The organism is Vibrio sp. 1-Bac 57, assembly GCF_037546855.1.
GTDB lineage: Bacteria > Pseudomonadota > Gammaproteobacteria > Enterobacterales > Psychromonadaceae > Psychromonas.
The window spans coordinates 316,621-329,364 of sequence record NZ_JALAAC010000001.1 but is presented as its reverse complement, the minus strand read 5'-3'; the positions used below and the strand labels follow the sequence as shown (position 1 = coordinate 329,364).

Genomic DNA, 12,744 nt, shown 5'->3' with positions numbered 1-12,744 from the left:
GCCCAGTGGCAGATGTATTGCCTTGTTCATAATATTGAGAAGTTAAGGAATAGTTTACATTAAGCCAAGGGCAAAGCCCTTTAGCCTCAATAATACAGTCTAATTACCCTCATAAATGTCTCTACAACTCAAATTAATCAATCATTTATTGAAAATCGAATTATCTGTTGGAATCTCAACTAAATATGAATTAATGTGGTTTTTATTTTAAATAATCAGGCTGAAAATGAGAAATTCTACAGCCTCGTTAAATGGCATTCGTATTTCAAGGTTTTTCCGCACATGAATAAAAAAATTTTAATTATAAGTGTACTAGCTTTTCTTGCTGGTGCTTTTGGTGTCCCTTATGCAATCTCTAATCAATTTCATGTTGCTGTACCTACGTTAGTTCTTTTTAGTTTTCTATGGATCTTATTTGTTTTATTAGATACGAAATGGGATAGGGTCTTTAAAGGTTTTGTAGTCATAATTTATGGGATTGTCTGGGGAATACTCTATCAAAAATACTTGGTGGTATTAAAGTTACCTCTTGTACAATATAACGATTACTTATTGATTTTTGAAAACCTAGCTATCTTTTCATGCAGTGGGGCAGGTGGTAGTTTACTTGCTAATCATGCAGATAAATCTTGTAATGATATTCAAGATACTCCTTCGCAGATTGTAGTCTTTGATAAAACAACTCAAATAAAACTACTAAGTAATAAAGTTGATAGCCTTATAAAAAAAATTAATCAGATGCAGTGGTTATTAGTTGTAACATTGATTATATGCATTGTAATCATTGCCATTTAACAAGAACTTAAGTCGGAACAAAAACAGTGGGCTATGTTTCGTTCCTCAACAAATTTTAGCCCACTATTTTAGTCCCCTTATGTGGGCGTTGAGGCTGTAGAATAACTCGACTTTTACAATTCAGAGCAAAACTTTATTTTATAACGTGTTGTATTAATTGGTTATTAAATTTTAAAAATGGCTGTTTTTTTCCTGAAATATAAAAATTCTACAGCCTCGTTATGCCTAATGGAGTTATCTGCGTGGATGTGAGACCAACTAAGTCTGAAGAACTTTTTTTGAGCCTTGCTTATAATCGATTCTATGATCTTGCTGACGAAATCATAGAAGATGAATTTTGGCAAAAAGAGGAATGGTATCGTTTCAGTAAAGTTTCTCATTTGTTTGCTGTTTACGCGGAAGCATTAAGTTATGAACCATTTAAAAATGTGTTAGAAGCTCTCAAAAAACACAGACCTCCAATGGAGTCTGAAATTGGTGGGGCGCTATTTAAATTTGTGCGGAACATTCTCGCCCACTTTCCAGTTTTTGAAACTTGGAATGATGTTTGGGTAAACAAAGAACTTGTTAATTGGCAGCGAGAAGGACTTACGATAGATCGTTTTTTAACTAAATATTCTGGTCACGATGAAATTAAATATAGATTCTGGGAGCCTCAAAAAGAACTTATGACTTATATGAGCATTAAATTTCCTAAGAAATATGACTCAGAAAAAATTTATTTAAGAGATATCGTTTCAGAAAAAGATGGTGTTAAATTCTCGATAATTATGATGATAAAAATCTTGAATACGCAAGTCGAATCCATCGTAGATAAGGCATAACAAGCGCTTTAAAACGGAACTAAAACAGTGGGTTAGGTTTCGCTCCGCTCCACATTATAACCAACCATTTAGTCAACTTAAATGTGTGTGTTAATTTAACTCTCGATAAATATTTTTTGAAAAAAAGAAGGGTAGTTAGGTTACTTTCTTATGAATATTATATCGTTAAAATATAATGCCCGTTATTAATTCAAATTATTCATCAACTATAAAATTAATTTTGGTTAAGGCCATATTATCTATAGAAAAAGATAATTTTACTATGTGTAAAAATATTTGGGTGTAAATATGATTCGTAATATCCAGACAATTTATTTAGTAATTAAAAAATAATCTCAAACCAAGTGAAATGAATAACAATATTAAAATATAAATTAGTTAATGTGAGAGTTTATCATTAGCCTTTTAAAAATATTCGCATCAATAGGTTGATGATGTGTATTAATCATTTTTTAATCCACAATCACAAAATAATTAAGCGGTAAGTAACAGCTAGAAGTTAATATTGTAGAAGATATTAAAATTCAAACAGAAAACTATATGACATAAAAAATTAGTATCAGATTAATTTTTTAATGGAAATCATCGGTATCTTAATTAAAAATCTCTGACATTAATAAAATGTGATGAAGTGTATTAATAAATAATTTTGCCATGAACAAACAGATTAAAAAATTGAAGTAACTTCATGTTAAAAGTAAAACTTCATGACAGAGTTTAGTGTTCAGATTAATCTGGTGGTGAAAAATTTTCGTAAACGTTTGAACAAAAATGTTAGTCGGATACTGATGATTTATTAGGTTTGGATAATCCAGGTTAAATTTGAAGTGGCACTAATTCAGTATTTAAAATGATTTGGGCATGTCGGGTAAATATCACAATACCCATAAGTGATATCATGCTTAATTTACATAGTCATATTTACCAAGCTGATTCGTGATAAACGCCAAAGCTTGAAAAGCACGAAAAACATAAAGGATAACAGTATGTTATACATTTTATGTTAAATACGATTATGGTAAATAAAAGATAGTTAAGGTGATACTGGATCTCATTCTTAATTTACACTGACAAAAGTTAACATTGAAAGCAACTATATTAAAACCCTATTTAACATAATATACATTATGCGAAGTGTTGTTAATGTTTACGTTGGGTGGGTATTTTACTCTATTGTGCATTATTCAATATATTGATCTTATTTAATCTAATGTATTTTAACTAATTTAGATCCAGTTAATAATCCAGTTGCGTTATATTTCACGGATTACTCCTTTCCTCATTTATTGATTTTTTATTTGTTCATTATTATTGCTGATTAATAATTGAAACTATTCTTAATAGTTAAGTACGTTTTTTGTCTTGTAATGTAAATCTGACTTTGGTTTGTTTTATTGTTATCTCATAGCTTGAAAATTAACTAGGAACTTAGTTTATTACATTACTATTTATATTTAAGGCTGTTAAAACTGCTTATCTTGTTATTTCTTGATACATATACTTAATAATTACCTTATAAATACGCCAAATATTCTGTTTTACTCTCAACATCACTTTATTTGATTATAAATTAGGCGCTCTGTGTTAAAATCTGAGAGATTATTAAGGTATTCGTCTATAAGTAGAAAACCTCAGAGCCTTTACTAAATATCTATTTCTTTTTCATTCGTTATGATCTCATGTCTAACTGATTTTTATTGTCAGTTTTTAAATTATCAAATTAACTCTATTTTTTCTTTTAAATACCAACATAAAATATTAATGCATTATATTGATACTTATATTTATCGTATTTACTTCATACTTTATGAAGTAAAATTTAGATTTATACAGTTATGTTGGTTACTTGTTTTAAAACTATTATTATTTTTCTTTTATTGAAAAATATAACGGTTAACTTTTTTGTAAGTTAAATTTATTTAAGTAACTTAGAGCTTATAATTTAATAACTATTCGTTGCAAGCTGGCTGCATATAAATATTTCAAAGTTTATATAAATAACCGGTTAATAAATTTTTATTTTACAAATTAATTTGGTCACTAACTATATTTCTTTTTAGTTATATGAAGTTACGATTAAAATTTCCATTAAGATTACTAATAAAAAATATACAGTTTATTATTTTTTTAAATTAACTTTGGTGCTTCATTGCTCCTATGTCGCTTCATTAAATATGGATTGTTAATTGTTAATGACATTTAAATTTTAAATGCAATTCAGTTAATTTGTTTTTAAACGCTAGACATAAGCTATTGAAGTTTGATTATCCTTATTTATCTTTTACCTTTGAAACATTCTAAATAGATCAATTAAATACAGATTACCATCTTGTTATTTTCTAACGGCCATAGAGACACTCCTTTATTGGTTATGAAATTCAAAACTTAAATTTACATGTATATGCCATGATATTTTAATAAATGAAGATTTTTTAGTAGTTCGTTGCTAATAAAAATAAGCATTATCTCTTAACCTTTTTATTTATTAAAAATTAAAAAGCACCCTATTAATTTCAATATATCACTTAAATTTCAACTACTTACTTAAAAAGTTAAACACTAGTATTTAATTTATCATCTTATTTTTAGGTTCAATTTTTTATAACTTAAAAATTACTGAGTCACAGTAAAGGCTAATAAATATGTTGTTGCAGCTCATCATTACCGGTTAAGCACTTAAATTTTTATAAAAATAAATTAAGAAAGGCATTTAAAGTTATTAACCAAGTTTTTATTTAATGGATTAATGGTTAAGTTACCTATCGCTATTTACTAAATACATGATCTCTTTGAATGATTGCTTACAATTTTATTTTTAGCCCTCCAGAAAGTCCAATCAGCACAATCCCAACAGTATAAGAATTAACATCCGCCCTTTTAAATCAATATTTTTCGAATAGGCCAAAGTTAATTGAAATATTTTTATTATGTATATTGTAGTGCATCGATAAAAAATTTTATGTCTGAATTCCCTGTTATTGGTTCAAAGTGAACATATTCAGAATTAACTAGCAGATTAACTGACACATAATATACGTTGCTAATGTAGTAACAGGCTAATAAAAATACTTACACTTACTACTATAATTCTCACCTTTTTACCTTCTGATTAACGTTTTAAATACGCCAAAATACCTTCTTAAAAAATGAATATTAAATCAAGGTGGTTAGCAGTAATGCTTTTTTATATGTTGATTTTTTATAAAATTAAATCGCTTTCCTATATACAAAAGTACTCACTTATTACAGCTAATAAAGGGGGATTTTAGTATTTAAATCGCATTTCTATTAAAATTATTTTAAATTTTATTATATAAAAAATGTTGTAATTAATTTCTTTAAATGAAATTAATTGTCAATATAATCAACATCTTAATTTTAATATAAAGAGCATTATTCGTTTTAACCCTACTAGCTAACAACCAATCTTAGGGATATGTTTCCAGTGTGTTGTGTATTGTGGCGTTAATAACTCTCTGCGCATTGACCATTTTTCTTCAGTGCCTTGAGCTGCAAAAAATAAACTATTTGTACCATAGCGGTGATTAATTCCATCTAATATTTTCATCAATGACGCGTTATGTTTATAAGGGGTGAAGAGATCAAATTGTTGGTGTTTTTGACTACTTAAATTCAGTAACCCAACGCCAATTTTGTAATATCGTACACCGGGTTCAAATAGCAGATGTATATTCTCACTGATTGCATGTAACAGTTGTGAAGTATCGTTGGTGGCCTGAGATAAGTGGATAATTACTTTATAACTCGCCGGTGATTTATCAAAGGGACTACTGGCCGCAAACGCTAATAATGTGCTACATAGTGAATATTGTTCTCTGGCTTTCACACAAGCAATGGCAATATGTTTGGCTAATGCTTGGTTTAGACTTTGAATATCCGTAATGCGTTGTCCAACACTGCGCGTTGAAAATATTTGTAGTTTATCCGCCCTTACACCATCCCATATCTTACAAGGTTGGCCGTTTAGCTCATTGATTGTGCGTTGTAATTCGACATTAAATAAACTTTTTGGTAATAATTTAAGGTTAGCTTTACTCAGCTGTAATACTGTTTTGATTCCATTCTGCGCTAACTTTTGATTGGTTTTTTTACCGATCCCCCATACATCAAGTGGTGATAATTGTGCAAAAATATCCTGTTTAAATGCTTCGTTATTTAGCAAACAGACGCCATTAAATCCAGCCCACTTTTTGGCAACATGATTCGCAACTTTAGCTAAGGTTAAGGTTTCGCCTAATCCCACACAAACGGGTAAGCGGGTTTCCTTCCAAACTGTACGGCGTATTTTTTGCGCCTGAATGGTTAAATCTGTAATGCTATCGCTGCAGTTGCTAAAGTCTAAGAATGATTCGTCAATCGAATAGATGTGTTGCTCTGGTGCAAAGCGCCCTATTACTTGCATCATCTTATGCGACAAGTCTGCGTACAGTTCATAGTTTGATGAACATACGATGATGCCTACTTTTTCACAAAGATAACGCACTTTAAAAAAAGGTTGGAATTTTTTAATGCCCAGTGCAAGAGCTTGTTTATTGGCGGCTACAATACAGCCATCATTATTAGACAATACAATGATCGGTTTTCCTCGCCACTCTGGCCGAAACACTTGTTCAGCGCTGCAATAGAATGAGTTGGCATCGACTAATGCAAACATTATAGGTTTGCCGCTAATAATTGACTGCTTCGATGGCAACGAATTGAACGTGTGACTACACCTTCGATTGTAAATTGATCGTCTTCATTAATAGGGATCGTTTTATAACGAGGGTTAGCAGATAGTAACAAACGCTCATTTATATTAATGATCTTACAAATAAACTCACCATTATAATTTGCGACAATCACATCGTTATTTTTAGCTGTTACGTGTCTATCTACAATAAGAATATCACCACTGTATATACCCACATCTTGCATGGAATGACCATCAGCTTTACCAATAAAAGTGGCATTTGGGTGCTCGACAAGCAGTGCATCTAAGCTTAATGGTAATTGCAAGTAGTCACTTGCTGGGCTTTCAAAGCCTGTAATGCCTGCACTTGCTGTAATTAGAATGAAGTTCATAACGACTCTCACAATTTAACTGTTTATTTATACAGTTAAATTATAAGTGAGTTTATTATAAGTACAAGCAGAACTTAATACATGGTGATAGTATTACTGTGGAATTGATGTGCGTTTAACCCTAGGTAGCCTTTAACTCAATCGCCTCCTTTTATTCTGGTCTAATTTAACCTGAGTAACTTTATATTACATTTTTTGTTATCATGCTTTTACACTGTCCCCATTCGGCAAAGCGTTAACTTATTAAAGGTACAATGTGTTAAATAATGCTTCAGATTTATTATCTATCAAGTTGAATAATTTTGTTCATCGTATTGATTCTAAATCGTTAATAGTAGAACAGGCTATTCAACATCGATGTACTTTAAAGCGTATTCGTCGTTCTAAAAATTGGTCATTGATGGGGGTTGAAAAAGATCTTATTCAAATAAGTCTATATTTTCGTGAAAATAATAGTCGTTGGATTGCAGAAGCGATTGATAAAGCATTACCAAAACCAACTACAGATTTATCCCTATTATTGAAATCGAATCCAGGCATGACAGTTAATGAGTTAGTTGCTGCTTCTGGTTGCTCATTGGTTGAAGCGAGAGCTGCAATTGATTCTGCTGAACAATTTATTTGATGTGATTCGACAACAATTAAACTTTTTATTTTAAAAATACACCGTGATGCTGATAAAGCGTGGCTTTGTCTAATCGGCAGAAAATGGTATGAATTACCCTCAGTTCATTGGGTCATAAACAATGAAAGCTTCTGTTATTTTTATGCTCCCAGTAAATCTAAATGTTTAATTTGCTTGTAACGTAAAGACATAGAAATACAATGCGCTAACTCTTGAGGTACTGGTTGATCAATTTTTAAGATGATTGCGCGATTACCATTATATTTAAAAATATCACCATATATTTCTTTAAAAGTATCTATGAGTGAGGTTTTACAATTAAAGTAAATGCAATACTGCTCAGGATAATTCGCTTTCCAATCAAACCGAACTGTACTCCCTATTTTGGAAACGTAACTAGGTTCGCCCCACTTTAAGGTTTCGGTGATATCTGTTATTCCATATTGTTTAGCAGTGCTAAAGATTATATCTCGAATAGTATTGAGCAAAACAGCAACATGTTCAGGGTAGGTTTCAAACTTTTGTTTAACACTTAAATCCATTAGGTCGCTCACTTTATTAAATGTAGACGAATTTTTTTTGACTTTTTAGTCTTACTACTGTGTTCATAAATGGTTAAAAAATACAGTTATAATATTCACGTTACTATACCGGTTACTTTATCCCCGTTACTATATCACTGCATAATCACTGCATACATTATTAAGGCTCACAATATTTATAAGACCAATTAGTCTAATTAAGTGCTCTATTTTACTGTTTAAAATGGCTTATTACTTCGTTGTCTGTTTGTTAAAAAACAACTATTAACACCCAAATATATTAGCAAACCATTATTTATCCATAAACAAACGTTTTAACAAAGCAGTAAACTCAAAACGAGTTTGATCTTCATTAATATGTTTGAAATCGCTGATCACTGGTTTTCCAGCTACGTAAACATGCTTAATTAGGTTTTCATTACACGCAAATAACCACCGATTAATAATATCTTCATTGCTACTTGCGGCAATAAAAGGATGTTGATTATCTAGAACCATAAAGTCTGCACGATGCCCTACTGCTAAACCTAATTTTACTTGTGCCGCTTGATTCCCGCCAAGTCGTGCTTGGTTTAGTAAGAAGTCACCGACATGATTTTGTTGATCACTATAAAGCCGATTACGTTGTTGATCTCGTAGCCGTTGGCCGTATTCGAGCGTTCGCAATTCTTCTACTAGTGACAAACTAACATGACTGTCTGAACCAATTCCCCAACGACCTTGAGCTTGCATAAATTCTACCGCAGGGAAAATACCATCACCTAGGTTTGCTTCTGTTGTTGGGCATAAACCAACGACTGCTTTGCTTTGAGCGATTGTTAATAATTCATTTCTATCAAGGTGCGTGGCATGAACTAAACACCAACGCTGATCGATGCCTATTTTATCACTTAACCATTGCACAGGACGTAGCCCACTCCATGCTAAGCAATCCTGAACCTCTTTTTGTTGCTCTGCGATGTGGATATGAATGGGTGTTTGATTAGATATCGCGCTTGATACTGTTTGTATTTGTTCTTGAGTGACAGCTCTTAATGAATGGAAACAAATGCCTAAACGATGTAATGGATGATCTGCTAATTGTTTTTCACAGGCTTGATGCAATGCTAAATATTGCTCACTATTGTTTATGAATCGCCTTTGCCCGCTATTAGGCACTTGTCCAGCAAAACCTGAATGAGCATACAGTACTGGTAGCAGTGTTAATCCTATTCCAGCTGTATCAGCCGCTTGCATTAACTGCACTGCCATTTCATTGATTTGAGAATAAGCCTGGCCATTTTGTTGGTGGTGCAAATAATGAAACTCTGCTACCTGGGTATAACCCGCTTTGAGCATATCAATATACAATTGAGTTGAAATAATACGCAGATCATTGGGAGTGAGTTTATTAACCACCTTATACATCAATTCACGCCAACTCCAAAAGCTGTCATTAGGATCTAAGCTAACCTCTGCCATACCTGCCATCACACGTTGAAAAGCATGTGAGTGAAGGTTTGCAACAGTGGGTATCACTGGTCCATTTAAATAGATTGCCCCGTTTACCATGGTGTTGATAGTGATGCTTTTGATGCTACCATCGATGACGTCGAAGCGAACATTGTTTGCCCATCCATTTGCTAACAATGCTTGTTTTGCAAAATAAATCTGCCTAGCCATGAAATAACCCCACTATCATCGATTGCAAAATACACGCTAAAAAAGAGGTTATAAGTGTAGCTGAAACTATCTTGTATATACAAGGTAAACTTAGATCTATCTGTATCTATTATAACCACAAAATACTGGGTATAATTGCTTATCAAAATATTTTATTTTTAAACGTTGCATTAATGGCCCCTTCATAAACCAAGGTAAAATCGTGATTGAAACTACCAGTAGCATGATGAACAAGCTTTCTCAGTCGATAGAAGATTCTCCAGCACCTATTTATGCACGCGTGAAACAAGCAATTTGTCTGAAAATTAATAGTGGTGAATGGCAAGCCAACCAGCGAGTGCCTTCAGAATCGGAAATGGTTAAGGCATTAGGCGTGAGTCGAATGACGGTGAATCGTGCATTAAGAGAATTAACTGATGAAGGAATTTTAATTAGACAACAAGGCGTCGGCACCTTTGTTGCAAAGAAGAAAACACATTCAGCACTTTCAGAGATCCATAATATCGCCGATGAAATTGCACAACGGGGTAATCAACACCGCGCTGAGTTAATCGAGATAATACGCACTAATGCGAGTATGGAAGAGGCGATCAACCTTTCAGTACGTACCAATCACACGATATTCCGTGCAACCATCGTACATTTTGAAAATGAACTACCGATTCAAATTGAAGAGCGAGTGGTCAATGCGACCCTTGCCCCTGACTATGACAAACAAGATTTTCAACAGAATGAAACCTATGATTATCTAATGAAAGTGGCCCCGATGACAGAGGGTGAACACCTTGTTGAAGCAGTAATGCCTTCAGCTTACGAATGTAAACTATTACAAATTGAAGCCAATGAACCTTGTTTACAAATAAAGCGTCGTACCTGGTGTGATGACCAACTAGTCACTACCGCTCGCTTGCTTTCTCCTAGCTCACGGTTTCAACTATTCGGCCATTTTGGCGGCAAATAACGTCCTATTTTATATAAACCTCACTGCTCTTAAGCAATAACAGACTGAATGTTCTGCTATTGCTTTGTCTACTTTGCACTGTTCATACTCATTAAATACTTTAACTTATACTTATTCCGCTAAATTGCTGCTCATTGTTGTTGGTTCAAATACTCCACTTCTGCGTTAAAAACTTTACAGAGGGAAACAATTATTTGGCAGACTAAACTCTGTCTTGTTTTCCTGAATAAAAGTCAGATCACATATTTAGAAAATACCCGTCACCATTCAAGATGCAAAAATCAGCAAGCCGTGAGGTGAAGAGATTCTAGGCATAAAGGCAAAGATCTAATGGGTTAAATCGAAACTTTATAACAACGAAGATAGTTGCCTCACGACTTGTCCTGTGGGTCGTCAACTCGAAAACCAATACTGCATTGCAACATTCGTTAAGGACTATCCATTGTCATCATATTACGTCTTGTCTTGATGTCCGAGTTAGCGACTGAATATGTATCTTGATTGATAACGGGTCTAATTCACATGATTACTTTTACAAATGACTTGCACCGAATATTAAATGCAATTAGTATCGAATTCATAGTTGTATATACATGTATATTTTATTGTATGTAGTTACATTTACTAAAAAATACAAGTCACTTTTACCTGACAACAGGTAGATAAAACTAAGTAACCAATGTTATGGAGAATTGCACCATGTTTGAATTGACCATTAATCCAGGAAAACTGACGCTTAATGAATTACGCAAGATTAGCCGTGAAGCCGTAAAATTATCTTTGCATGAAAGTGCCATTGAAGGGATCCACGCCAGTAATCAGATCGTTAATGATGTTATTGCTGATGACCGTGCCGTCTACGGAATTAATACTGGATTTGGTCTACTAGCCAACACTCGTATTAAAACTGAAGATTTAGATGAGTTACAACGAAGTATCGTACTATCACACGCGGCAGGCATTGGTAAATTAATGAGCGATGCCACCGTCAAATTGGTGATGACTTTAAAAGTAAACAGCTTAGCACGCGGTTTTTCTGGCATTCGCTTATCGGTAATTGAAGCATTGATTACTTTGGTTAATAAACAAGTTTATCCATGTATTCCACAAAAAGGCTCAGTTGGTGCCTCTGGTGACCTTGCCCCCTTAGCACATATGAGCGCCGTACTTTTAGGTGAAGGACAAGCTCGTTATAAAGGTGAGATTATTTCTGGACAAGCTGCTTTAGCGATTGCAGGGCTTCAACCTATTACACTAGCACCGAAAGAAGGTTTAGCATTGCTTAATGGTACGCAAGCATCAACAGCTTTTGCTTTAGAAGGTTTATTTCATGCCGAAGATTTGTTTGCTTCTGCCATTGTTTGCGGTTCGTTATCCGTTGAAGCTGCGCTAGGTAGCCGCAGTCCTTTTGATGATCGTGTTCACCAAGTTCGTGGTCACCAAGGACAAATAGATGCAGCCGCTGCATACCGTCATCTATTACGTGATAGCAGTGCAATAAGTGAATCTCATGTTGATTGTGAGAAAGTGCAAGACCCGTATTCTTTACGTTGTCAGCCTCAAGTCATGGGCGCTTGTTTAGATCAAATTCGTAATTCAGCTAGAACATTACATATTGAAGCAAACTCTGTTTCTGATAATCCGTTAGTGTTTGCACAAGATGGAGATATTATTTCAGCGGGTAATTTCCATGCTGAGCCCGTTGCGTTTGCAGCAGATAATCTAGCATTAGCAATTGCAGAGATTGGTAGTTTGTCAGAACGCCGTATGGCGTTATTGATTGATAGTGGCTTAAGTAAGTTACCGCCATTTTTAGTTAATAATGGGGGTGTTAACTCTGGCTTTATGATCGCGCAAGTGACGGCAGCGGCATTAGCAAGTGAAAATAAAACCTTTGCGCACCCTGCTTCTGTCGATAGCTTGCCCACTTCCGCAAATCAAGAAGACCATGTTTCGATGGCAACCTTTGCGGCCCGTCGTTTAAAAGATATGTCTGAAAATACACGTGGAATTTTAGCCGTTGAAATTCTATCCGCAGCTCAAGGTATTGATTTCCGTGCACCACTTAAATCTTCTAATGCATTAGAACAAGCAAAAGCAGAATTACGCGCACAAGTGCCATTTTATGATAAAGACCGTTACTTTGCGGCAGATATCGAAAAAGCGAATAACTTGTTAATACAAGCCGTACATAATGAGTTGATGCCTGCACAATTATTGCCGAGTCTATGATCTCGTGTTTATAAATAA

General features: G+C 33.8%; 9 protein-coding genes. 5 read left to right on the top strand and 4 right to left on the bottom strand.

The window, feature by feature from the left end; all coding sequences use genetic code 11:
* Nucleotides 1–282 precede the first annotated feature (282 nt).
* Nucleotides 283–795, top strand: a complete 513-nt coding sequence (locus MT391_RS01320) for a hypothetical protein (RefSeq protein ID WP_499496691.1) — start codon at nt 283–285, stop codon at nt 793–795.
* Between the two features lie 242 nt (nt 796–1,037).
* A complete protein-coding gene (locus MT391_RS01315; RefSeq protein WP_499496690.1) occupies nt 1,038–1,619 on the top strand; it encodes a hypothetical protein in 582 nt (193 codons plus the stop codon).
* A 3,415-nt stretch (nt 1,620–5,034) separates the two neighbouring features.
* On the opposite strand, the gene MT391_RS01310 is transcribed toward MT391_RS01315, so the two are convergent.
* Together MT391_RS01310 and MT391_RS01305 are read right to left on the bottom strand one after the other, a co-directional pair.
* On the bottom strand, nt 5,035–6,294 hold the full coding sequence (locus MT391_RS01310; protein WP_499496689.1) for a Y-family DNA polymerase: 1,260 nt from the start codon (nt 6,292–6,294) through the stop codon (nt 5,035–5,037).
* Nucleotides 6,294–6,704: a LexA family protein gene (locus tag MT391_RS01305; RefSeq protein WP_499496688.1), complete on the bottom strand. Its 411-nt coding sequence runs from the start codon at nt 6,702–6,704 to the stop codon at nt 6,294–6,296. Before MT391_RS01305 ends, MT391_RS01310 begins: the two co-directional genes overlap by 1 nt.
* Nucleotides 6,705–6,960: 256 nt before the next feature.
* On the opposite strand from MT391_RS01305, the gene MT391_RS01300 reads away from it, so the two are divergent.
* The gene (locus MT391_RS01300) at nt 6,961–7,329 is read left to right on the top strand and encodes a ribosome recycling factor family protein (RefSeq protein ID WP_499496687.1); all 369 of its coding nucleotides are present in this window, start codon (nt 6,961–6,963) and stop codon (nt 7,327–7,329) included.
* A gap of 140 nt (nt 7,330–7,469) precedes the next feature.
* On the opposite strand, the gene MT391_RS01295 is transcribed toward MT391_RS01300, so the two are convergent.
* Both MT391_RS01295 and MT391_RS01290 read right to left on the bottom strand, forming a co-directional pair.
* Complete coding sequence (locus MT391_RS01295) at nt 7,470–7,871, bottom strand: DUF1801 domain-containing protein (RefSeq protein ID WP_299667782.1); 402 nt, start codon at nt 7,869–7,871, stop codon at nt 7,470–7,472.
* Between the two features lie 291 nt (nt 7,872–8,162).
* Nucleotides 8,163–9,533 carry a formimidoylglutamate deiminase gene (locus MT391_RS01290; RefSeq protein ID WP_499496686.1) on the bottom strand — a complete coding sequence of 457 codons (1,371 nt, stop codon included), beginning with the start codon at nt 9,531–9,533 and terminating at the stop codon, nt 8,163–8,165.
* A 202-nt stretch (nt 9,534–9,735) separates the two neighbouring features.
* Between MT391_RS01290 and hutC the strand changes: the two genes are divergently transcribed.
* Entirely contained in the window at nt 9,736–10,494 is a 759-nt protein-coding gene (hutC, locus tag MT391_RS01285) for a histidine utilization transcriptional repressor HutC (RefSeq protein WP_166369507.1), read from the top strand.
* A gap of 699 nt (nt 10,495–11,193) precedes the next feature.
* Entirely contained in the window at nt 11,194–12,726 is a 1,533-nt protein-coding gene (hutH, locus tag MT391_RS01280) for a histidine ammonia-lyase (protein ID WP_499496685.1), read from the top strand.
* Nucleotides 12,727–12,744 lie beyond the last annotated feature (18 nt).

Coding starts and splice junctions, on each gene's coding strand:
- MT391_RS01320 (WP_499496691.1), top strand. CDS start 283: ATGAATAAAAAAATTTTAATTATAAGTGTACTAGCTTTTCTTGCTGGT.
- MT391_RS01310 (WP_499496689.1), bottom strand. CDS start 6,294: ATGTTTGCATTAGTCGATGCCAACTCATTCTATTGCAGCGCTGAACAA.
- MT391_RS01305 (WP_499496688.1), bottom strand. CDS start 6,704: ATGAACTTCATTCTAATTACAGCAAGTGCAGGCATTACAGGCTTTGAA.
- MT391_RS01295 (WP_299667782.1), bottom strand. CDS start 7,871: ATGGATTTAAGTGTTAAACAAAAGTTTGAAACCTACCCTGAACATGTT.
- MT391_RS01290 (WP_499496686.1), bottom strand. CDS start 9,533: ATGGCTAGGCAGATTTATTTTGCAAAACAAGCATTGTTAGCAAATGGA.
- hutH (WP_499496685.1), top strand. CDS start 11,194: ATGTTTGAATTGACCATTAATCCAGGAAAACTGACGCTTAATGAATTA.